Source organism: Streptomyces sp. NPDC057428 (genome assembly GCF_042803195.1).
Taxonomy (GTDB): domain Bacteria; phylum Actinomycetota; class Actinomycetes; order Streptomycetales; family Streptomycetaceae; genus Streptomyces.
In genome coordinates this window covers 1-19,254 of record NZ_JBHVCT010000069.1, presented here as the reverse complement: position 1 = coordinate 19,254, position 19,254 = coordinate 1, and the positions used below count along the sequence as shown (strand labels likewise).

Here is a 19,254-nt window from a genome sequence, read left to right as displayed (position 1 = left end):
CCAGGGCAACGTCGCGACCCGTCGGGTATGCCTCGGTCGGTGAATGTGAACGGCGGTGAAGTCTTTTCAAGACATCCCGGCTCAGGAGTGGGCGACGGCTTGGACGACTACCACAGGGCATTTGGCATGCTGAGCGCAACGCTGGCTCACCGACCCCAGCATTGCCCTCGCGAATCCCCCTCGACCTCTGTTGCCGACCACGAGCAGGTCCGCCCCCGCTGAGGCCTTGACCAAGACTTCGGAAGGGTCGCCTCGAACAAGAATTTCGCGTACCTCGGCCGGCTTGACTTCGCCGAATACTGCACGGACTCCCTCGGAGAAACGCAGCTGAGCACGCTCGAGGTCAAAGCCGGCCTCCGTGGCCGGCCCTGCCCAACCGACCTCCGAGGGTGTCTCCCAGGCGCACACGGCCTCGACGACAGCGCCCGTGAGCTGAGCCTGGTGGGCCGCCCATCGGAGAGCCTCCTGAGAGGGGGCGGAACCGTCGACACCAACGACAACACGCGGAGTTGCTGAATCGCCGTCCATGACCACCTCACCATTGGATTTCTTCCTGCCCACATTGCCGTTGGCCAGGACACCGCGCCACCGGAGCGGCGGTCTCCAGCGGGCCGTCCTGCGGCCGACGAGGCCTCTCCCCCGTCCCGGTGCGGGACCGACCGGCCCGTTCGGGTGCCCTTCCGGCCCTGCTGCGGGCCGCCGAGGTGAGCGAGGCTTGACACAGAGCGTTGTTCTCGTTGAGGAGCGAACCATGAGCCGCATCGTCACTGCCGGAATCGACGGCTCGCAGGAGAGCCTTGCAGCCGCTGACTGGGCAGCTGAGGAAGCCGCCATTCGTAAGTGTCCACTGCGCCTGGTGCATGTGTGGAACGACGAGACAGCCTCGTCAGGCGCCGACTCCAGCGACCCGGAGACACAACGACGCTCCGCGGAGGCACTACTCCACGAGGCCGCCGATCATGTGCGGCTCATCCATCCGGGCACACAGATCGAGGCACAACAGGTATCTGGGTCCCCCGTGGACGAGCTGCGCGAGGAGAGCCACCGGTCCGAGCTCCTGGTCCTGGGCTCTCGAGGACTCGGTGGCGTCAAGGGATTCATTGCCGGCTCTGTCTCCTTGGCAGTCCTTCGCTGCGTGAGGTGCCCTCTGGTTCTGGTCCGAGCCCGGCCACCCGAAGGCACAGCACCGATCCGTCCAGCCGGTGAGGTAGTCCTCGGGCTGGACCTCCCGGACGCGAGCGCAGAGGTACTGAGCTTCGCCTTCGCCGCAGCCGATCGGTACGGGTGTGGGCTGGAGGTGGTTCACAGCTGGTCCCTGCCGCCGGTGTACGGGCCCGGCTCCACAGACGTCATACCTACGCTGATGGCGCAGACAGCCGCCGAGCGGCGGCGAGAACTTGTCACGGCGCTGGCACCGTGGACCGAAGAGTACCCACACGTCCCTGTGCGGCGGGAGTGTCTGCAGGGGCATCCGGCGCAGGACCTCGTCGAGGCTTCGGAGCAGGCCAGGTTGGTCGTCGTGGGCTTGCGGCACCGCACCACGCGCCTGGGAGGCCACGTCGGGCCGGTCATCCACTCGGTACTGCACCACACGGCGTCGCCAGTGGCGGTTGTCCCTCACAACTAGGGTCTTTCGCTTGGATCAGGCTGGATCGAGGTGCGGTGCCAGGGCACGCGAGCCCCGCATGATCCAGACGAGAGGCCCTGGCTGGGACAGGGCGTCAGGCTCACAGCGCGGGCACTTCCGAGAGATTGGTGTACCTATGACCAGGTACGTGTACGACTTTGCCGAGGGCGGCAAGGACATGGCTGATCTGCTCGGAGGCAAAGGTGCCAACCTGGCGGAGATGTCCCGGCTGGGGTTGCCTGTGCCCGCCGGCTTCACGGTGACCACCGACGCGTGTCGCGAATTCCTCCATACCGGCAAGGTGCCTGCAGATCTCGATCTGCAGGTCCAAGAGCATCTTGCCTCCCTGGAGCGCGGCGCCGGCAGACTTCTCGGGCAGGCTGACGACCCGCTACTGCTCTCGGTCCGCTCCGGCGCCCGATACTCCATGCCCGGCATGATGGAGACCGTCCTCGACATAGGCCTGAACGACAACTCGGTCCTGGGTTTGGGCATGTCTGCCCGCAATGAGCGGTTCGCCTGGGACTCATACCGACGTCTCGTGCAGATGTTTGGTAATACGGTGATGGGGATGGACGGCACGCTGTTCGAGGAAGTCCTCACCCGCATCAAGGAACAGAGCGCTGCGGCCGACGACACCCAACTGGACACCGCCGAACTGATCCGGCTGGTCGAAACGTACAAGGACCTGATTCAGGCAAGCACAGGCGAGGCATTCCCTCAGCGCCCCGTCGATCAGCTCCAACGCGCCATCCGTGCCGTCTTCCGGTCCTGGAACGGCGAGAGGGCACGCCTCTACCGACGTCGCGAGCACATCCCCGATGACCTGGGCACAGCGGTCAACGTCCAGATCATGGTCTTCGGGAATCTCGGCACCGACTCGGGCAGTGGTGTCGCTTTCACCCGTGACCCTGCGACAGGCCGCGCCGGCGTCTACGGCGACTACCTCGCGAACGCCCAGGGCGAAGACGTCGTATCGGGCATCCGCGACGCCGTCCCACTCGATGAGCTGGCGAACCGGGACCAGACTTCCTTCGCGCAACTCCTCACCCACATGCGTACGCTGGAATCGCATTACCGCGACCTGTGCGATATCGAGTTCACCATCGAGCGCGGAGCACTGTGGTTGCTGCAGACACGGGTCGGCAAACGCACGTCCCAGGCAGCCTTCGCCATAGCGGCCCAGTTGGAGCGAGAAGGTTTGATCTCCCGGAACGAGGCGCTCGCCCGGGTCGATGGTGAAGGCCTGGTCCGACTGATGTTTCCTCGCTTCGCCGGCTCTGCGGCCACCAAGGTCATCGCCAGTGGCATACCAGCCTCACCAGGCGCAGCGGTGGGAGCCGCAGTGTTCAGCTCCGCTGAAGCACTCCGCCGGTCCGCAGCCGGAGAGAAGGTCGTGCTGGTACGACGGGAGACGACCCCTGACGATCTCCCCGGGATGGTGGCGGCTGAGGCCGTACTGACAAGCCGCGGTGGCAAGACAAGCCACGCCGCCGTGGTGGCGCGCGGGATGGGAAAGGTCTGTGTCTGCGGGGCTGAAAGCGTCACCGTGACGAGTCACTGCTTCACCGCGGCTGATTTCACTGTGCACGAAGGCGAAGTCATCTCCGTGGACGGCTCGGAGGGCAACGTCTACCTCGGCGCCGCGCCACTCACTGCATCGGCGGTCATGGACTACCTCGAATCCGGTGCGCCGCACCCCGCCGCACACGCTTCGCAGGTAGTCAAGGACACACAGCACTTTCTCGCGCGGGCGGATGCCGCTCGGCGGCTTGAGGTGCGGGCCAACGCCGACACACCACAAGACGCCGCCCGCGCACGTAGGTTCGGAGCCCAGGGCATCGGACTGTGCCGCACCGAGCACATGTTCCTTGGGGACAGACGTCCATTGGTGGAGGCTATGATCCTGGCCGAGACCGACGCGGAGCGCAACGCCGCTCTCGCGGCCTTGCTGCCGCCCCAGCGACAAGATTTCATCGAGATTCTGGAGGCCATGGATGGCCTACCCGTGACCATCCGCCTCTTGGATCCGCCCCTTCACGAGTTCCTGCCCGACCGCACGGACCTGTCAGTGAGGGCCGCACTTGCCGACGCGGGCGGAAAAGCTCTAGCGGGGCACGAGCGGAAGCTGTTCGAGGCGGTCACCCGTATGCAGGAGACCAACCCCATGCTGGGCCTTCGCGGCGTACGACTCGGCCTGGCGATCCCGGGGCTGGTCGCGATGCAGACACGGGCGGTGGCTGAGGCAGTGGTGGCACGGGTTCGCGCAGGCGGCGATCCCCGCGCCGAGATAATGGTCCCCCTGGTGGCAACAACAGAGGAACTCGCCACCGTGAGGGAAGAGGTGGTACGGCTATGGGCTGAGGTGATGTCCAAGGCCGGCGAGAACATCGCATGCCCGGTGGGCACCATGATCGAACTGCCAAGGGCGGCTCTGACTGCAGGCCGGATTGCGCAGAGCGCCGACTTCTTCTCCTTCGGCACCAACGACCTGACCCAGACGACATGGGGATTCTCCCGCGACGACGTCGAAGCCGCCTTCTTCTCCGCCTATCTGGAAAAGGGCATCTTCGAAACCTCCCCCTTCGAGACGATCGACCGTGAAGGGGTGGGCCGACTGATACGCCTTGCGGTAGCTGAAGGCCGCGACGCACGGCCCGGCCTGACCGTCGGCGTATGCGGCGAGCACGGCGGGGACCCGGCCTCTGTCCACTTCTTCGATCGTGCCGGCTTGGACTACGTATCGTGCTCGCCCTTCCGCGTACCCGTGGCCAGGCTGGAAGCGGGGCGCTGCGCCCTTGAGCCCGCCAGGGCCGATGAAGTGGACTGACTGACTGCCAAGGTGGTTCTCTACCGGCGGTCCGTGGCTCACGTGAACACCCGAGGAGGTGGCGGTTCCGCCACCTCCAGGCCGGAGGAGACCGAGATCCTGGCGGGCTGGGCTCTACCCTTCGACATCCAGTACGTCGCTCACGGCTCGCCGCGGAGTGGAGGGCACGACGGGGCCGTAACCCAGCCGGAGCAGCATCTGTGGACATGCTGCGGCCGACGCGGAACGCGGGTCACGCAACAGCCAGCGGAGCTCAGATCGTTCGAGAGCTTGGGAATTCAGCGAGGTGGACAGTCCGTCCAGGGCTGCCTGCAGAAGCACACGCTCCATGGCCTGTCCGGCCAGGAGCCATTCCTGCGGGCGGTCTTGAGCCGTTGCGAGCACCGCGAGGCAAGGGTGAGACTCAAAGATCGCGGAGCGGCGTTGGGGTACCGGACGCCCCAGGGCGAAGTCCCTGACCGGTGCGCGGCCGTCGTAGCGGTGCGGCCCGAAGGCGTCGACAGGAATCCCGTCGGCTTCTCCAGCTCCGCTCGCCGTCCATCGCGCGAGTTCTTCACGGGCTTCGGGAGACAGCGACTCGTCCTGCTGGGCTTCGGCGACGACATCGAGTACCGCTTCCACCTGCCATTCGCCGAGGACCGACAGGATGGCGCCCTCGGACCGCGCCGCACCGCTGAGCGAATCAAGCAAGGCGCCTGGGACCGGCTCGTCGGCGAACGGTTCACGGCTGCTTCGGCGCCTGCCGATCGCCGGGTACAACTCGGACACGTTGTCGATTTCTGCGGATTCTGCGAATTCCACGCTTGCGAGCAGCGCGGGCTCCGCCGGATCGGGCAGCAGGGTGACTAGAGCGGGCCACCCTCCTCGCGCCGCGGCCACACGGAGATTGAAGAGTGCGGCGCCGCAGCTGAGGTGCATGCCGCGGTTGGTCGAGTCGGTACGCGGCATGGAGCGCGTCTTGTCCATACGAAGCTGCAGCACACCGATCGCCGGCATGTAGCGAAACCGCCAGGGCTGAGCATTGTGCATGGAAGGGGCCATCGTCGCATCACTGACCCAACTGGTCACCAAATCGACAGAGGCCCGTTGTGCGGACATCAGGACTCCTTCCTGGACGGCGTGTCCTCACGGGTGCGGAACCACAGCAACCGGGGACGTGGCGTGATGGATCACCGCGTGCGCCACGTGCCCGAGTCGGGGTCCGACAGGGAGCGGTCGCTTACGACGTCCCACAATCAGCAGGTCGGCGTCGGGCGAGGCGTACACGAGTTCCGCCCCGGGTGCTCCCACAACAGCCTTTGTCTGAACTGACACGTCCGGGAAGCGTTGCCGCCACGGCTCCACAAGGCGGTCCAGGTTGCTCGCTATGTTGCCGGCGAGCTCCTCCCCAATGCCCGGATCTGCGGTTTCGGCATAGGCGTACATGGGCGGCAGTGACCAGGCATGCAGGATCTGGAGATGACAACTCCTCCTTGCAGCTTCGACGAAGCCGAACTCCAGCACGGCTTCGTTGGCCTCCGCACCCTTGAGGTCGATGCCGAGTACCACTCGCCCGGTCAGCGCCTCGGTGTGAGCCTCCGGTTGCCCGGAATGGGATGCCTGGCTGCGAACAAGCACCACAGGCCTTTCCGACGCTGCGGCCACAGGCAGCGACGTAGTACCGATGACGAAGCCTGTGAAGCTGTCAAGGCCTTTCGATCCCAGCACCAGCAGGTCGACTCTGCCCGGCATCTCTGCCTCAGCCAGGAGTGCCGTGGAGGCGAGACCTACTCCAGCCAGGTTCTCTGCTGTGACGGTCAGACCGGGGTGGCTTCGCTGTGCCGTCGCGGCCTCCTGCTGAAGCAACTCCTCGTACTTGCGGAACCGCTCCGAACTCTCAGGCACCGCAGAGGAAGAGGGCCACGTTTCTACATGCTCGATGTAGGCGGGTGGAACGGGCCAGTCCTGAATATGGACGATGCGAAGGGGGACCTCGCGCAGGACCGCCTCAGCGGCTGCCCAATCAAGAGCGGCGAGACTCTCGGGCGTACCATCTACACCTACAGTCACATTGCCTGGCATGTTGCCCTCCTTCTGGCGCCGGATTGGTCGACGCATCCCAGCTCGGCAGGAAGTCACCACTTGCCTGATGTCCCCTGCACGTCACCGCCTTCACCAAGGCTCTTCGCCGCCGAGGTCGCGCACTTCGCGAGTTCGCAGAGCGGTTCAAGGGGGCCCTGCGATCGCGGAGCGGCGCCGTTTCGCCCGTCGCTCGACATCCTCCTCGAGGTGGTGCCGAACGTCATGCGTCAGCCGTTCGAGCTGGGAGGACACAGCTGGAACCGGCGGCACCGGGTCCCGCACTCGGAGTGCGTGTTGCGGGAGAGCGCTCAGGTCCCTGAGAAGCCGGTCGTGAGCCGCGACAAGGGTGTCGGGCGCGCCCGTACGCCGACCTGCTGACATAACCCTCCGCAACAGGGGCTCCCGACCCTCGGGCATCCGCTCGTCCGCCAGCGCGATCACGTCGTCCACCCCGTCGGCGCGCATGACCTGCTTACGGCCTGGTGCGGTAACTTTGGCGGCAGAAAGCTTCATGACCGGCTCGCCGTCGTACTCCACCAACTTGTAGGCCGAATCCAGGTACGGAGCGTCGGAGGAAGTCCCTACCTTGGTTCCAACGGCGTATACGTCGATGGGTGCACCAGAACGCACCAAGCGGTCGACTCCGTACTCGTCAAGTCCCCCGCTCACTATGATGCCGACATCGCGAAGACCCGCCTGATCCAGGATCACGCGGGATTGCCGAGCGAGATCCGCCAGGTCACCGCTGTCGATGCGGATCGCGGAACCAGAGCCCCGCTGCAGGACGTTCAGAACGTGGGCTGCCGTCGTGACGCCTTCTGGTGTGTCATAGGTGTCGACCAAGAAGGTGACTGGGCCTGGGCGGCTTTCTGCGAAGGCCATGAAGGCCGCTTCCTCGTCCCCGAAGGCTTCGATGTACGAGTGCGCCATGGTGCCGGAGGCACGCACCTTCCACCGAAGAGCCGCAGCAACGTTACTCGTGCCGGCGAAGCCCGCGATGGTGCTGACCCGGGCCGCCTGCATCCCGGCCTCCGGTCCGTGTGTTCGGCGCAGTGAGAAGTCGATGACAGGGTGGCCATCCGCGGCAAGTACGCACCGCGCCGCCTTGGACGCGACAGTCGTCTGATGGCTGACCTGGCTCAGCAGCCACGTCTCCACGAGCTGGGCCTGGGGCAATGGTGCGGTGACCTCGAGCAGTGGCTCTCCGGGCAGGACTACTCGTCCCTCCGGCACAGCTCTGACCTCGCCCTCGAAACCGAGACCGACGAGCGGTTGCACGTCTTGCGGATCGCATCCGAGAGCCGTAGCGAAGTCCCGCGCGTCATCCTGGGTGACACGGAAGTCGGTCAGGAAATCGAGAACCGGCTCCAGCCCCGCGCTGACGAGGAAGCCACGCCCAGGCGGGAGATCACGAACGAAGAGACTGAATGTCGCGTCCTTGGTCATGTCTTCGCGCAGGTAGACGAGCGCCATCGACGCTTCGTACAGATCCGTGGTTATGGCCTGCGACATCGGCTTACCGCTTCTCCTCGAAGAACGGACCAGCATCCCCGGAGTGGGACTGCTGTACCCGATCAGTGTTCCGCGGACAGGCAGTCCACGTGAAGGGCCGAGTGGGGCACCTCCGGAAGCCTGGATCAGTGGTACGTCAGGGGACCTTTGGTCCCTGACTCGGCCCTCGTGGCCCCGCCGCCCGCATCCCTGATGCGGCACAATTGTCACGAATCGGTCTAGGAGCGCATATGAGAACTGCGACGTCCCAAGTGGCGCGACCGGCAAAGGTCGTCGTCGGCATAGACGGTTCCGAACAGGGCGAACGCGCCGCGCTCTGGGCCGCGGCCCAGGCCGACGCCGGCCGGCAGCCACTGTGCATCCTCCACGCAGCCGACCTGGACCGCATCGCGAGGTTCGCATCATTCGAGACGGTGGAAAGCCTCCGCGAAGCGGGGCGCGAACGTCTCCTCGCAACCGAAGCAGCGGTACTGAACCGGTTCCCGTCACTCGACGTCACGAGAAGGCTCAGTCGTAAGAGGCCGGTTTCGGCCCTGCACGATGAAGCCGGCCCACACGATTCCATCGTTGTGGGAAGCCGCGGCCGCGGCGGCTTCAGTGCGCTCATGCTCGGTTCTGTCGGCCTGGGTGTGGCAGCTGGAGCCACGGTGCCAGTCGTGGTCGTACGCGGTGAGTCTGAGTGGTCGAGGACCAAGCGTGTCACGGCTGCTGTCCGGGGCGCCACGGACCGGGACTGGATGGACCACGCCGCGCGGCAAGCACAACTTCAAGGAGCAGATCTGAAGCTCGTCGGCGTGCGGGACGTCGTCGCGCGGGCGATCGATACGACGAGATCACCCGACGATCCCCAGCCGGTCCTTCTTGAGGAGCAGTCGCTGACGGAACTCGCAGTAGCGCTGGAGCTGGCATTCCCTGAAACGAAGGTCACCGCTGAGGTAGTGGAATGCAGATCCGCAGCGAAAGTGCTCGTCGATGCGAGCCGTCATTGCGATCTCATGGTCATGGGAGGGCCACGACACCTGAACTCCCGCAGTCCAAGCCCCGGCCGCGTCGCTCACGCCTTGCTGCACCACTCTCACTGCCCGGTACAGGTCTGGCCACGACGCCGGGTCGAGGAGGACGTATGACGCGAAGCCGGAACCAGGAAATCGTGGTGGGCGTCGACCCTGGTGACCCCTCGGTTCCCACGCTCGCCTGGGCTGCCGACGAGGCTGATCGCAGGAACCTACCACTGCGGCTTGTGCTCGCGGTCCCACCGCTGCATGACACCCAGCACGTGGACTCGACGCCACAACACATGTTCCTGCGAGCGCAGGGTCGGGAAGCGTTGGACGCTGCGAGTGAGACGCTATCTCGCCTGTCTCCCCAGGCATGTGTGACGACAGAACTCGTCGACGGCCGACCCGCGGTCGTTCTGTGCCGCAAAGTGACTGCCCACACAAGCATGGTAGTGGTCGGCTCGCGGCGGCTCAGCGTCCCGGCTGAGATCCTCAGCACACGTTCGGTGGCCGTTCCCCTCAGCGCCCAAGCTGACTGCCCCGTCGTGGTTGTGCGTGCCCCCGAACACATAGCGAACATCGCTGCCTGTCTCGTGGTAGGCGTCGATGGAAGCGCGTCTTCGCAGAGAGCCGTGAAGTTCGCATTCGAGGAGGCGAGCCAGCGTCACGCCTCCGTACTCGCTCTGTGGGTGTGGCAGCGCCCGGCGATCTCCCTGAGTGGGGTAGAGACCGGCATGAATGAGCGAGCACGGCTCCTTGACGAAGCGATCGCGGGATGGTCCGCCAGATATCCGGATGTGAACGTGGCCCGAAACATATCTCGCGGACACCCGGTGGAGGAGCTTGCGCGTGCGTCCTCCGACGCGCTCGCCGTCGTGGTCGGGAGGCGGGGCCACGGCGGGTACACGGGGATGCGGCTGGGCTCGGTGCCACACGGGCTTCTGCACCGAGCCGAGTGCCCAGTGATCACAGTTCCCGGCGAGGTGTCCGAGAGGGTGCAGAACACAGCCGTCTGACGGCATCGTGGCTCGGAGTGGCTCGGAGTACTTCGGCGCGGGGCGTACAACCGACGTCGGGTGGTGTCGGTCTGCGCCAGGCGTATTGCCATGTCGCAGGCCTTGCCGCCGCCCGTGCGTGGGCCGGTGCGCGCGCCGCCCACCGAGGCGAGCGGACCGTGTCCGCAGCGAGGCCCCAAAGGGATGGTGACCGCTTCATCATCCTTGCCGGAGATCGAGGCGGATGTCCACAACACCTTCCACTGCCCGCACGGCGCGTGCGACGAGCGGTACCAGGGCCCGGTCGGCCAGACGTCCTTCCAGGGTGACCACTCCGTCGGCGACCCGCACCTGCAGATCGGCAGCATCCGGGAGCTGAGAGATGACGGTCGTGGCTTCGCCGGCGATCTCTTCGTCTGAGCGCAGGAAGACCTTGAGGAGATCCCCTCGGCTGACGACCCCTTCCAGCAGGCCAACGCCGTCCACCACGGGCAGGCGCTTCACCTGTCGTCGCGCCATGATTCTTGCAGCTTCGCCTATGGGAGCATCCGCGTGCACGGTAATGGCCGGGCTCGACATGAGTTGCTCCGCGCACACCGCATCGGCTTTTGCGGGATCAGCCAGCGGATGCCCGGACGCGGACCCCCTGTCCGGACGGTTCTCCTCCTTGGGCAGGAGGTCCGCTTCGGAGACCACCCCGATGACACGGCCCTCACCGGCCAGCACAGGTAGAGCGCTGACCTTCCATTGGTTCATGAGCTGCACGATCTCCTTGTAGGAGGCATCACTGCCCACAGCAATGGCTGTGTGTGTCATGAGGTCACTTACAGTGTGCGGCGAGTTCGTCATCAGAGACTCCCTTCATCAGCGACGACCGGCGGGCAGTGTCAGCCTGCGAAGTTCAAGCACGATGGCTCCAGTCTGGCTCCACTCGGCTCCACTCGGCTTCCCAGCCGACCGCGCGGCGACGGTTGCACATCATTCGGATCCCGATCGCCGCCACGGCACCGCCACCGACTGCCGCGGCGGCACTCCCCCCTCCGCCGATCAGTGCCGCCACCCAGATGTCGCGCCCGTCGGCAGGCGCTGAGGTGACACGGCCTCGACGGTCCAGCCACAGGCTCGTTCGTTCTCCACGCTTGGTTCCTGGGGCCACCAGGGCGTTCCCTTTGACATCCGAACCGCCGGCGGTCGCCCAGCGGACCGGAACCGGTACGAGTGCAGAACTTCCCGCCTCGTCGGCCCACGGGGAAGATTTGACGGCATCCCGCAGCACTTCCGCGCTCACGAGATGGCGAGTGGCCCGCTGATGCGAGGCAACCGACTGCTCGTGGTCGTGAGCTGCCGAGCCGCTGATCATCCCGAGAGTCGAGGCGCACGCGAACACAACAGCGCAGAGCAGAAGGAGCAGGCGCGCCTCGACGGCGTCGACGGTGCGCCGCAACGGATGCCTGCGCCACTGGCGGCTCCAGATCGCTCCCGCCATGGGTCACGATTCCTCTCGCAGTGCCGTGATTTCCCCGGCAGTTGCTGTGGCCCATGTCGTGATGGCATCGAAATCGCGGAAGTCTCCGCCCCGGTCCTCCTCCAGGATCATCTTCGCCATGCGCCCTTTGGCTCCGGCCTCGAGCCGTCCCCCGAAGGTCACATGTTCGCGGGCGTGGATCCTGCACATCGCCCTACGCGCGCTCGGCACAGGTTCGATATCTCTATCTGTAGCCGAAGGGTCCAGGGGCCCACTGCTGAACACCCATACAGCCCGCTCCCGCAAGGCCCGTTGGTGGCGTCGCACGAAGCGTCTGGCATCTCGGTGCCAACGGCCCATGTACAGTGCGCTGCCCAGAATCACCGCGTCGTAGGGGCCTACGTCAGTCACTCTTGAGGCCGGTGCCGCCTCGGCCGCGATCCCTTCGTCCCTGAGTGTCGCGGCGACGAGTTCAGCGATCTCGGCTGTCGATCCGTACTTTGTCGCGTAAGCAACCATCACGCGTTGGGTCACCACACGTCACCACCTTCGTACAACCTTGTCGGGAGACGCTCAGTGACGCAGCTTGCAGCTGCGGGTCACCATCAAGCTTCCGCGTGAGCCCGCACAGGAAGAAGGGCCATTCGAGGCATGGAAGAGGGCCGACCGGGCCCTGAAAACCCGTGGTTCCAGGGCAAGGAACCTGCCTGCAGGCAGCAAGGGACCAAACGTCCCGTCTCGTTGCCCCATATGTCTCTCGGCCAGGAAGATGCACGGACCGACACTGACGACGAGGTGTCCCGCGGAAGGCTGTGAGCAGAGGGGCCGTCGTGAGGGGCTCGTCGCCAGGCTGGGCACAGTCCACTCGCTTTACCGAGTTCGGTAATGGAACAACCAACTCCGGAATTTCCGACTCACTGGTCGGCGAGACCGCCCGGATGACGCTTGGAGGTGCAGCGTGGCTCACGGACGAGAGTCGGAGTCTCCCGCGGAAACGGGCCCTGATCCGAGGGAGTCCCTGCCCAGCCTCCGACGTGAGCTGAGAACGGGCGATCAAGGGTTGTCAGGCCGGGAGGCGGAGAGACGGTTGGCCATCTACGGGGCCAACGAGGTCCGGCCCACGTCCGGTACGTCTCTGGGCCGGGAGGTCGTTCGGCAGCTGGCACATCCGTTGGCCCTGTTGCTGTGGGCAGCTGCCGTCCTGGCCTTCTTGGCCGGCCTCGCTGTCCTGGGGTGGGCCATCATCGCGGTGATCCTGGTGAACGCGGGCTTCGCTCTGATGCAGGAGCGGCAGGCCGAGCGCGCGGTACAGACTCTCGCGCAGTATCTTCCCGAGCATGCCGAGGTGGTCAGAGACGGCCAGGAGCAGAACATCGAGGCACACTCGTTGGTTCCTGGCGATCTCATCGTGCTCGACGAAGGGAACAAGATTCCCGCCGACGCTCGATTGACGGAGGGCGGAATCGAGGCGGATCTGTCGATGCTGACCGGGGAGTCGGCGCCCGTCGAGCGTCTTGCGGGGCCGGCAGTTCAGGATGTCCCTCTGCTCCAAGAGCCTGACCTGGTGTTCAGTGGCACGGTCTGCACAGGTGGTCAGGCACGAGCCATCGTGTACGCGACGGGCAGCCGGACGGAGCTGGGCCGCATCGCTGCGCTCAGTCAGCGTGGCCATCGCGAGCAGAGCCCGCTGGAGAGCCAGGTCAAGAGGGTGGCGTGGTTCATCGCGGCAGCGGCCGTCGTGATGGGGGTGCTGTTCCTTGTGACGGGCATAGCAGTGGGTCTACCACTCGCCGACTCGCTCACATTCGCCATCGGGCTGTTGGTCGCCAACGTCCCTGAAGGACTCCTGCCCATCATCACCCTGGCCCTGGCCGTCGGGGTTCGGTCACTCGCACGACAGGGCGCCGTGGTCAAACGGCTGAGCGCGGTCGAGACGCTGGGTTCCACCAACGTCATTTGCACAGACAAGACAGGCACGTTGACGCAGAACCACATGCGGGTCCAGCGACTGTGGACTCCCGAAGATGGCACGGACAAGGGAACGAGTACGAGGATTCTGGCGCGCCGCATGGCCGAGTGCACGACAGTCAGTAAGGGCGAAGACGGTGATCTTCGTGGCGATGCCACAGAGACAGCGCTCTTCGCCGGCGCTGTCGATCTGGACGTCGCACCTGACTTCAGGGAGCGCGATGGGCGCAGGCGGGTTCTCTACAGATTCTCTCCACGGCTGAGGCTAATGAGCGTCATCAGCTCCAACGGTGGGCGAGGTGACCGCCTCGTGCTCATCACCAAGGGCGCGCCCGAAGCCGTACTCGCCCGAATGGCCCGCCAGGAGAACGAGGCGGTTGCGGAAGGTGTCCGACAAGCCAGGGCGGCGGCAGAAGACATGGCCAGCAGTGGAATGCGTGTGCTGGCGGTCGCCACACGTAATCTCGCACCTGACGCCCTGCCCTCCAGTCGCGATGAAGCAGAAGCCGGGGTCACACTGCTGGGGCTGGTCGGCTTGTACGACCCTCCGCGTCCAGAAGTGGGGGGAGCTGTAAAGCGCTGCCACGATGCCGGGCTGAAGATCCATATCGTCACCGGTGACAACGGTTCCACAGCGGCAGCCGTGGCTCGGCAGGTGGGCATCGGACAACCCGAGCTCCAGGTGGTTCCCGAAGCGGAGTCAGTCACCGAGCAGCAACTCGATGAGCTGTTGGGCCAGAACGTCGGTGCGGAGCTGGTCTTCGCCCGGTCGTCACCCGAAACCAAACTGAGGATCGCCGACACCCTGCGCCACCACGGACAGATCGTCGCGATGACCGGCGACGGTGTGAACGACGCTCCCGCACTGCATCGCGCACACATCGGCGTGGCAATGGGCCTGTCAGGAACCGATGTTGCCCGCGAAGCAGCCACCATGGTACTCACTGACGATAATTTCGCCACCATAGTGGAGGCCATTCAATCGGGGCGGCGAGTATACGACAATGTGCGGAAGTTCATTGTCTATATTTTCGCCCATTTGATCCCAGAAGTTGTTCCATTCGCAGTTTTCGCCCTCTCGGGCGGAGCTGTTCCGCTCCCCTTGACAGTCCTTCAGATTCTCGCCATAGACCTTGGTACAGAAACTCTGCCCGCCTTGGCGCTCGGACGTGAACGCGCCGAGCCTGGAATTATGAACAGACCACCTCGCAAGGGAACGCAGAGCGTGATCTCTCGCGACATGCTGATCCGCAGCTGGGGTTACCTCGGTATAGTTTCCGCCGCCCTTTGCATGGGAGCCTTCTTCTATGTGCTGTGGCGTTCCGGCTGGCACCCAGGAGAGTCAACCGCACCGGGTAGCGAACTTCATAGCGCGTACGTCACGGCGACCACAGCCACCTTCGCAGGAATTGTCATGTGCCAGGTCGGAACTGCCTTTGCAGCCCGCACGGATCACGCATCCCTGAAGGCCATCGGGCTGTGGACCAACCCTCTCCTGCTCGCGGGCATCGCCTTCGAACTAGCCTTCACCAGCGCCTTGATCTACTTGCCGCCCCTGCAGGGAATATTCGGCACGGCCCCGCTTCCTGTCGATGTAGTTCTCATTATCATGTCGTTTCCCGTGCTCGTGTGGGGGACTGACGAACTACGGCGCGCAGCACGACGCAGGCGACAGAGCCGACGACAGCGAGACGGCGAGCTGCACCCTCGCGTGGAGGTGGCGAAGAAATGAGGAGGCACCCCTGAATCACATAGCATATCTTCGCGTAGCCCTTCTTCGAACAAAGCAAATACAGGAGCAATCTTCGGATCGCTCCCAGCCCGACGAGAAGGAGTGAGAACAGTGCATGCATTCGTTTATCACGGGCCTGGGAAAGGATCCTGGGAATCCGTAGAAGACCCAAAAATTGAGCAGCCCACGGATGCGCTGGTACGGATTGATGCCACGACGGTGTGTGTGGGTGATCTACATGCTCTCCAGGGAAAAGTGTCGGACGTACATCCAGGAACAATCCTGGGGCACGAAGCTGTCGGCGAGGTAATGGAAGTGGGATCCGAGGTGCACAACGTGGTCTCGGGAGACGAAGTAGTCGTGTCGTCCATTTCCTCCTGCGGTCACTGCATGTCGTGCCGCGACGGTATGTACGGCCAGTGCACTCAAGGGGGAGGGTGGCTCCTGGGACACGAAGTGAACGGAACCCAAGCAGAATTCGTCCGGGTCCCGTTCGCAGACCATTCGACCCATAAGCTCCCGTACGCCATGGATCGAGATACTGCCGTCCTGTTCTCAGAGGTCCTGCCCGCCGCGTTCGAACTTGGGGTACGCAATGGAAAGGTGCGCCCCGGATCCGTAGTCGTAGTAGTTGGAGCCGGGCCTGTCGGCCTGTCGGCGCTTGTTATCGCGGGAATCTACTCCCCCGCCCGAGTAATCTCGGTCGATCTTTCGCCGGCACGGCTGGCTGCGGCTACCAGCGTCGGCGCTGATGACGCCGAGCTTCCAGGACGCCTGATTTCAGACCTGTCCGACGGTCCGGGAGCTGATGTGGTAATAGAGGCGGCGGGAAGTCCAGAGAGTTTCATACTGTGCACGCGCGTCGTGCGCTCAGGTGGACACATCGCAAATATAGGCATGCACGGGGCGCCAGTCACCCTGCACCTTGAAGAGCTTTGGCGGAAGAACATCACCATCAGCACGGGTCAAGTGAATACCTCTTCCACCGCATGGCTTCTAGATGTACTCACTCCCGAGCACATCTCTGCTCTATCGCGAATTATTACAGATAAGTGCGACCTCGAAGACATACTTCAAGTATATGAAACTGCGTCCATGGCGGTTCAATCCGGGGCGCTGAGAACGGTCCTGCGACCGGCCCCCTACTAGAGAATTCTCCGTAAGTGCTGCCGGGCACACGACGCACATTAATTGTGATCACGGGGACGACGCCCTAAACCTCAGCCCGCCTCCCGAAGAGAACTGAGGTCGAGGCATTCCGCAATTCAACGCAGATACCGGAGCGCAGGCCTGACATCATGACGCAAAGGAAAGTAGAGATATCTCCATGAAGAACCTTGAAGTCGCAGATTTGATGACCCGTGAGGTCGTTTCAGTTGTTACGTCCACTTCCTTCAAGGAGGTAGCGAAACTGCTCGCACAACATGACATCAGCGGGCTACCTGTGCTCGACCACGAGGACAAGGTGGTTGGCGTCGTCTCTGAAAGCGATATCCTACGGCACCAGGTGATACTGCACAAAAAGAGCAGCGGTGCCTTCGTGTCAGCAGAAACGAAAGTAACGGCTGCCGAGATCATGTCGGTCCCGGCAGTAACCATCCACCCGCACGAAACAGCGGCAGGTGCCGCCCTGCTGATGACACGCCATTTCATAGACCGGCTACCCGTCGTCGATCACCACGATAAAATCGTCGGAATCGTGACACGCAGAGACCTACTGCTCCTCCTGCTGCGCCCTGACAGCGAGATACGCCGTGCAGTTGAGCAGATACTCGTGGACACCATGAAAGGTGAAGCAAATAAGGTTGGTGTCCACGTACTGAACGGTGTCGTAACCCTGGAAGGTCAACTGGGCGACTGGCGCCGAGGTGACATTCTGACGCGCCGCGCCGAAGCTGCGGATGGAGTCGTCGCAGTCGTAAACCATATGAAATAACCCGCATCAGCAGCGGCGTCCGCGGTATTGCATCTTCGAGGGGCCGGCCCACCGTACACGCGTCGGCATCCGCCGGTTGGCCAGTCCTTCCGATACTCCGATACCGCGCTGGGCCGCTTCCGCCATATCCGCCGGATCCACGCGATCGACGCCGCGGCCGGCCCCTGTCCGGAAGTAGTTCACGGGCACAGCAGCCGCGAGCCCTTCAACGAGCTCGCCCAGATGAGAAGTGGTCGATATCGACGGCTGACACGGTCCTGGGATCCCGTTTCTCGGCGCACTGTCACTCCCCGGCGCTCTCCCCCACTGACGGTCCGGTGGACGGAGGCGCCCAGCCTCAATGATCGTGCACGACAATGCGGCGTCCGGTCACCCTGCTGGGTGACAGCACGATCCAGAGGTTTCGCCGCCCGCCGGCCCAGGGCGTCGTGGAGCTGTGCGGGGCTTCGAGCCGCTGAACCACCTCGGGTTCGGTGACTGTGCGCGCCTGACCGACGACCAGTACGCTCCACCCTCGGCTGAAGGCTTCGTCGATGTGATCCACCTCGAAGGCGGTCTCGTGCCCGGCCGCGTCCACGGGGCCGGAGTCCACCGATGTCCTGTAGGCGATTTCTCCATCGGTGCAGATGTAGTTGACCGGGAAGACGGCTGGTCCCTGCTCACTGCTGACGACTACACGGCCCACTCCGTGACTGCCGAGCAGCTTCCAGCAATCCTCCTGACCGAGTTCGACCAATTCGGGGTGATAGGCCGCTCGGCCCACCCCTGGAGGAAGGTCGACTGTGCCGCCCGTGAGCTCGTTCACCGTCGTCTCGAGCGCGTTGGCCAGTCGCAGCATGAAGCTCGGCCCGTGGGGGCCCGGCTTCGTCTCCACGTACTCGATGTATCCGGGCGCGGAGCCGGTGCGGAGCGCGAGTTCCGTTCGGGTTAGACCAAGGTGTTCACGGCGCGCGGCGACACGTCTGCCGATATCGCCACGTGCGTCGGCCCCGGGTTCGCTGGGGCCTTTCTGGGACCGGTCGGCGGCCATGACGGTTCACCTCTCTGCTTCAGGGGCGGCGCGTGCGGTTCCCTCATCGCTCAGTGGGACGATGCCCTGGCAACAAAAGCTCCGCTACCCGTTCACGCTATGCACCTATCGACGGCGCCGCATCGCGACCGTACTCAGTTGCCCTCGGCACCCCAGGCTGAGTGAAGGGCCGCGCCTCCCGCTTCCAGTCGGGCGACCGGCGCAGGAAAGGGCGGGGAGGATACGCAGTACATGCCGACGCGCTAGAAGAAGTGCACAGATCGCTCGTCTGAGCGTGTACCCGAATGAACCATTGCCAGACAGCCACGAGGTCAAGCGGTGCGCATGGACACGTCTCCGTACCACCCGGGCGCGTGCTCGCCGCGGCGATGATGATCTTCGGCGGAGCGATGGCCGTCCTGGAAGGGATCGCCAAGGACGACGTGTTCGTCTCGACCGCAACTACGCGTTGCAGTTCAGCGTGACCGGCTGGGACTGGGTCACCTCATCCTGTCCATCGTGTCGGCTTCGCGCTGTTCGCCGGAGCGTTCTGGGCCCGCGCCGTCGGCGTCCTGCTCACGGGCCCATGCCCATCGCGAAACCCGAGGTGGCGTTCAAGGAGGGCAGATGATGCCTCCTCCGGGCGACTCGTGGACATATTCTCGGCGTGGGCGGTGAATTGACGCACACGGGCCTTTGTGCCGACACGCCTGATATAGCAAATGCCATCTCCGGGGGGTGATCTGACAGATGATGCCCGATCATGGCTGAAGAACCGCTTCGCATTGCTGGGGCGCTGCACGAAAAGACAGCGTCGGCCGAGTTCTCCGTATCATGTCACCAGCGAAACTGGGCGGCGACGGTAGTCGCGTTGCTGATTCCTGGCATTCACGTCGCCGAGCCGGATGACCTCGCAAGAGCCATCGGGTTTACGCCGACGCCCAAGCGCACAAACGCAACACCCCGCAGTCAGGTCGCCCATGTCTATCCGAGCGACGACGGCCGGTAAGCGGTTGCGATCAGTCTGTAAGCATTCAGAAGGTCGTGGTCTGGGTCACTGTCTGACGATGTGACAGGTGGTGGGCGGGTGCGGCAGGATCCGTGCTCGTGTCGTCCGCCTT

14 protein-coding genes and 1 pseudogene are annotated in these 19,254 nt (G+C 64.4%); 7 read left to right on the top strand and 8 right to left on the bottom strand.

Annotated features, from left to right (window positions below; translation table 11 throughout):
• Positions 1-81 precede the first annotated feature (81 nt).
• On the bottom strand, positions 82-528 hold the full coding sequence (locus tag ACFU5K_RS23560; protein ID WP_384064964.1) for a universal stress protein: 447 nt from the start codon (positions 526-528) through the stop codon (positions 82-84).
• Positions 529-751: 223 nt separating this feature from the next.
• Here ACFU5K_RS23560 and ACFU5K_RS23555 point away from each other — a divergent pair, with 223 nt between their 5' ends.
• Both ACFU5K_RS23555 and ppdK read left to right on the top strand, forming a co-directional pair.
• Positions 752-1,627, top strand: coding sequence for a universal stress protein (locus ACFU5K_RS23555; protein ID WP_384064962.1), 876 nt, complete (start codon positions 752-754; stop codon positions 1,625-1,627).
• Positions 1,628-1,763: 136 nt separating this feature from the next.
• Positions 1,764-4,457: a pyruvate, phosphate dikinase gene (gene ppdK / locus ACFU5K_RS23550; protein WP_384064961.1), complete on the top strand. Its 2,694-nt coding sequence runs from the start codon at positions 1,764-1,766 to the stop codon at positions 4,455-4,457.
• 114 nt (positions 4,458-4,571) lie between these two features.
• On the opposite strand, the gene ACFU5K_RS23545 is transcribed toward ppdK, so the two are convergent.
• The 3 genes from ACFU5K_RS23545 to ACFU5K_RS23535 form a co-directional block, all read right to left on the bottom strand.
• A complete protein-coding gene (locus ACFU5K_RS23545; RefSeq protein WP_384064960.1) occupies positions 4,572-5,555 on the bottom strand; it encodes an Acg family FMN-binding oxidoreductase in 984 nt (327 codons plus the stop codon).
• 27 nt (positions 5,556-5,582) lie between these two features.
• Entirely contained in the window at positions 5,583-6,518 is a 936-nt protein-coding gene (locus ACFU5K_RS23540; protein WP_384064958.1) for a universal stress protein, read from the bottom strand.
• Between the two features lie 144 nt (positions 6,519-6,662).
• The gene (locus ACFU5K_RS23535) at positions 6,663-8,030 is read right to left on the bottom strand and encodes a nicotinate phosphoribosyltransferase (protein WP_384064956.1); all 1,368 of its coding nucleotides are present in this window, start codon (positions 8,028-8,030) and stop codon (positions 6,663-6,665) included.
• A gap of 230 nt (positions 8,031-8,260) precedes the next feature.
• On the opposite strand from ACFU5K_RS23535, the gene ACFU5K_RS23530 reads away from it, so the two are divergent.
• Positions 8,261-9,157: a universal stress protein gene (locus ACFU5K_RS23530; RefSeq protein ID WP_384064954.1), complete on the top strand. Its 897-nt coding sequence runs from the start codon at positions 8,261-8,263 to the stop codon at positions 9,155-9,157.
• Positions 9,154-10,044 (top strand): universal stress protein, encoded by an 891-nt coding sequence (locus ACFU5K_RS23525; RefSeq protein WP_384064952.1) that lies wholly within the window; start codon positions 9,154-9,156, stop codon positions 10,042-10,044. Before ACFU5K_RS23530 ends, ACFU5K_RS23525 begins: the two co-directional genes overlap by 4 nt.
• Before the next feature lie 198 nt (positions 10,045-10,242).
• On the opposite strand, the gene ACFU5K_RS23520 is transcribed toward ACFU5K_RS23525, so the two are convergent.
• From ACFU5K_RS23520 to ACFU5K_RS23510, 3 genes and pseudogenes are all read right to left on the bottom strand, one after another.
• Complete coding sequence (locus ACFU5K_RS23520) at positions 10,243-10,872, bottom strand: CBS domain-containing protein (protein WP_384064950.1); 630 nt, start codon at positions 10,870-10,872, stop codon at positions 10,243-10,245.
• A gap of 52 nt (positions 10,873-10,924) precedes the next feature.
• Positions 10,925-11,509, bottom strand: a complete 585-nt coding sequence (locus ACFU5K_RS23515; protein ID WP_384064948.1) for a hypothetical protein — start codon at positions 11,507-11,509, stop codon at positions 10,925-10,927.
• A gap of 153 nt (positions 11,510-11,662) precedes the next feature.
• Positions 11,663-12,007: pseudogene (locus tag ACFU5K_RS23510) on the bottom strand (flavodoxin domain-containing protein); the annotation flags it as partial.
• A 439-nt stretch (positions 12,008-12,446) separates the two neighbouring features.
• Between ACFU5K_RS23510 and ACFU5K_RS23505 the strand changes: the two are divergent.
• The 3 genes from ACFU5K_RS23505 to ACFU5K_RS23495 all read left to right on the top strand — a co-directional run bounded on the left by ACFU5K_RS23505 (position 12,447) and on the right by ACFU5K_RS23495 (position 17,124).
• Positions 12,447-15,188, top strand: coding sequence for a cation-translocating P-type ATPase (locus tag ACFU5K_RS23505; RefSeq protein WP_384064946.1), 2,742 nt, complete (start codon positions 12,447-12,449; stop codon positions 15,186-15,188).
• 111 nt (positions 15,189-15,299) lie between these two features.
• On the top strand, positions 15,300-16,337 hold the full coding sequence (locus ACFU5K_RS23500; RefSeq protein WP_384064944.1) for an alcohol dehydrogenase catalytic domain-containing protein: 1,038 nt from the start codon (positions 15,300-15,302) through the stop codon (positions 16,335-16,337).
• 178 nt (positions 16,338-16,515) lie between these two features.
• Positions 16,516-17,124: a CBS domain-containing protein gene (locus tag ACFU5K_RS23495; protein WP_384064942.1), complete on the top strand. Its 609-nt coding sequence runs from the start codon at positions 16,516-16,518 to the stop codon at positions 17,122-17,124.
• A gap of 337 nt (positions 17,125-17,461) precedes the next feature.
• Here ACFU5K_RS23495 and ACFU5K_RS23490 read toward each other — a convergent pair whose 3' ends face one another.
• Positions 17,462-18,154 carry a helix-turn-helix domain-containing protein gene (locus tag ACFU5K_RS23490; protein ID WP_384064940.1) on the bottom strand — a complete coding sequence of 231 codons (693 nt, stop codon included), beginning with the start codon at positions 18,152-18,154 and terminating at the stop codon, positions 17,462-17,464.
• Positions 18,155-19,254 lie beyond the last annotated feature (1,100 nt).

What these genes read in the sequence shown, in the direction of transcription:
- ACFU5K_RS23560 (WP_384064964.1), bottom strand. Translation starts at nt 528, where the DNA reads ATGGACGGCGATTCAGCAACTCCGCGTGTTGTCGTTGGTGTCGACGGT.
- ACFU5K_RS23555 (WP_384064962.1), top strand. Translation starts at nt 752, where the DNA reads ATGAGCCGCATCGTCACTGCCGGAATCGACGGCTCGCAGGAGAGCCTT.
- ppdK (WP_384064961.1), top strand. Translation starts at nt 1,764, where the DNA reads ATGACCAGGTACGTGTACGACTTTGCCGAGGGCGGCAAGGACATGGCT.
- ACFU5K_RS23545 (WP_384064960.1), bottom strand. Translation starts at nt 5,555, where the DNA reads ATGTCCGCACAACGGGCCTCTGTCGATTTGGTGACCAGTTGGGTCAGT.
- ACFU5K_RS23540 (WP_384064958.1), bottom strand. Translation starts at nt 6,518, where the DNA reads ATGCCAGGCAATGTGACTGTAGGTGTAGATGGTACGCCCGAGAGTCTC.
- ACFU5K_RS23535 (WP_384064956.1), bottom strand. Translation starts at nt 8,030, where the DNA reads ATGTCGCAGGCCATAACCACGGATCTGTACGAAGCGTCGATGGCGCTC.
- ACFU5K_RS23530 (WP_384064954.1), top strand. Translation starts at nt 8,261, where the DNA reads ATGAGAACTGCGACGTCCCAAGTGGCGCGACCGGCAAAGGTCGTCGTC.
- ACFU5K_RS23525 (WP_384064952.1), top strand. Translation starts at nt 9,154, where the DNA reads ATGACGCGAAGCCGGAACCAGGAAATCGTGGTGGGCGTCGACCCTGGT.
- ACFU5K_RS23520 (WP_384064950.1), bottom strand. Translation starts at nt 10,872, where the DNA reads ATGACGAACTCGCCGCACACTGTAAGTGACCTCATGACACACACAGCC.
- ACFU5K_RS23515 (WP_384064948.1), bottom strand. Translation starts at nt 11,509, where the DNA reads ATGGCGGGAGCGATCTGGAGCCGCCAGTGGCGCAGGCATCCGTTGCGG.
- ACFU5K_RS23495 (WP_384064942.1), top strand. Translation starts at nt 16,516, where the DNA reads ATGAAGAACCTTGAAGTCGCAGATTTGATGACCCGTGAGGTCGTTTCA.
- ACFU5K_RS23490 (WP_384064940.1), bottom strand. Translation starts at nt 18,154, where the DNA reads ATGGCCGCCGACCGGTCCCAGAAAGGCCCCAGCGAACCCGGGGCCGAC.